The organism is Mesotoga infera, from assembly GCA_011045915.1.
GTDB classification, from domain to species: domain Bacteria; phylum Thermotogota; class Thermotogae; order Petrotogales; family Kosmotogaceae; genus Mesotoga; species Mesotoga infera_D.
Map to the genome: position 1 here is coordinate 1 of DSBT01000067.1, position 2,694 is coordinate 2,694.

Consider the following 2,694-nt stretch of genomic DNA (forward strand, 5'->3'; position numbering starts at 1 on the left):
CTTGTTTTGGTTATCTCTAATATAATACATATATAAGTTCCAGCTTTCAATTACGTTTATTGGCTCGAGGAAACGTGGATTAAACCATATCACAACAATGCGGTGTTATGCTTTTGTATGCTAGGGTATATTGCCCTAATTTGGAGGTGTCCGGTGTTCAAGGAGAAGTTGGAAAGTTCAGTAAAAGAAGCGATTAGGGAGTTCGCCATTGAAAACGAGAAGATTGACTTCAAGATCGAGATGCCTCCTGAGGGATTTGGAGATTTATCGACAAATGTTGCATTCATGCTCTCAAAGACTCTCAAGAAAACTCCGAGAGAAATTGCCACGTTGATTTCGGAGAGTCTTAGCAAGGAGCGAGACTACAGCAGAGTTGAGGTAGCTGGTCCGGGATTCATAAATGTTGATTTCTCTTCAAAATATGTCTCATCGGTCTTGGAGAACATTCTTCAAACTCCGGACTTCTGGAAAAAGACGGGCGGAACAAGCATTCAACTCGAGTTCGCAAGTGCAAATCCAACGGGTCCCTTCACTGTTGGACATGGTCGTCAGGCAGTATTCGGAGATGTTCTATACAGGATCTTCTTTTCTAGAGGTTACAGGGTTCAAAGGGAAATGTACATAAACGATGCAGGCAGACAGATAGGGCTTCTCGGGCGCTCTCTTTGGGTAAGGTATAATCAACTCCTCGGTCTGGAAGAGGAGCTTCCAGAAGATGGCTACCAGGGAGGGTACCTGATTGACATTGCGCGAGATCTTGCTGGAGAAGTAGGTGAGCAATTCAAAGGTGTCTGGAATGATGACTCTGAGAGTTACTTCAAGAAGTACGCTCTTGGGAAGATGCTTGAAGATATCCTTGGAACCTTAAGGACATTGAGAGTGGAATTTGACAACGTGTTCTTTGAGAGTTCGCTAATTGAAGATGGAACTGTTAAATCAGTCATTGAGACACTAGATCGAAAGGGGCTCACATATGAGTCAGAAGGTGCAAAATGGCTCAGAGTATCAAGCTTTGTTGAAGATGACGACAAGGTACTGGTTAGATCTAACGGGACAAACACGTACTTCATGACCGATATTGCATACCACTACAATAAGCATCAGAGGAATTTCGAGAAGGTTTTTGACATTTGGGGAGCGGATCACATGGGTCACATACCTAGAATGAAGGCCGCAATGAAATCTCTCGGAATTGAAGATGACTTCCTCAACGTGATAATTCACCAGTATGTGAACCTGAAGAGAGAGGGCGAAGTTGTCAAGATGTCAACTAGAAGAGGTGAATTCACGACACTCGATGAACTGGTAGAAGCGGTCGGCGTCGATTCGACTAGGTATTTCTTTGCGATGTTCGATCCCGACACTCACATGCTGTTCGATATTGACCTGGCAAGACAGAAGTCCAATGACAACCCGGTATTCTATGTACAATACGCAAATGCAAGAATAAGCAACGTCTTCAGGACTGCACAAGAGAAGAGCGTAGCTGTCTCATTCGATTCTCTAGAATTGCTTGACAGTCAGGAGGACAGAAGAATTATAAAACTGCTGACCATCTTCCCCGAAATACTCGATTCAGTAGTTGCCGATTATAGGACAAATCGCCTGACTTCCTATCTAGAGGATCTATCAAGAGCTTTTCATGCATACTACAACAAAAACATAATCGTCGATTCCGCGAATCCGGCTTTGTCGGGGGCTCGATTGGCTTTGTGCAAGGCGCTTCAGAATATTCTCAAAGGCGGGCTGGAGCTTCTTGGCGTTGAGGCTCCCGACAGCATGTGATGGAAGAACTGAGGATCGAAAAGCTTATCGCAGGTGGGTTCTCACTCGCCAGGACAAAAGACGGGAAGATTGCTCTGCTTGATGCAGGTTATCCCGGAGAAGTTGTGCTTGCTAGCAGAAAGAAGGGAAAGAACGATTTTCGCCTAATGAAAGTTGAGAAGATCATAATCCCTTCAAATTCGAGAAGAGAGAGACTCTGTAGAAGCTTCCCGATATGCGGGGGTTGTGATTGGCAGACTCTAGAATACCCGGATCAGCTCTTATGGAAGAAGAAGGTGATTGCGGAGCAGTTTGGCAGAGTTGGCAAGATCGATCTAGACGAATTCGATATAGTCGCTTCACCGAAGGCAATCAATTACAGACTGAAAATGGAGTTTGTTTGCTTTCAGGGAAGAAGCGGACTCTCTCTTGGGCTTTACAGAAGAAAAAGCAAGTCTCCGGTTAGCTGTCAAGGATGCGTATTGGGTCTTGAAGGTTTTGAGAAGGTGAGGGCCCTTATTGAAGGTGTTTTGAGAAGAACCTCAGCTAGACCCTATAACCAGGCTAGCGGCAAAGGCGAAATCAAGCACTTGATTCTCAGGGGTAATGGAAGCGGGATAATGGCAATATTGGTTACAAAGGGCGAGCATCTCCCTGATGAGGACAGGTTGGTTCATGAGGTGAAGAATAGACTTGGAGAGGTGACTACTCTCGTACATCTCATGAACTCAAATGACAGAGTTGTGATGAGGGGAGTCTCAAGAACTCTTTTTGGAGAGGGCATCCTGGAACAGGAACTCTCGGGGAAGAGATTTGAAGTTCCTCCTGTTGCTTTTTTTCAGAATAATCTCGAAGTTACCGAGCTTATAATTCAGCATATTATGAATGAAATGGGACAATCGGTCGGCAATTCTCTTCTTGATCTATATA

Annotated in this window: 2 protein-coding genes; both read left to right on the top strand. The window is 44.7% G+C overall.

The genetic code is table 11. The features are described from left to right. The first annotated feature begins 153 nt into the window (after positions 1-153). On the top strand, positions 154-1,785 hold the full coding sequence (locus ENN47_02245) for an arginine--tRNA ligase (protein HDP77009.1): 1,632 nt from the start codon (positions 154-156) through the stop codon (positions 1,783-1,785). Then, positions 1,785-2,694, top strand: a 910-nt coding sequence (locus ENN47_02250) for a class I SAM-dependent RNA methyltransferase (protein HDP77010.1), incomplete at its 3' end; no start/stop codon positions are given. The genes ENN47_02245 and ENN47_02250, both read left to right, overlap by 1 nt.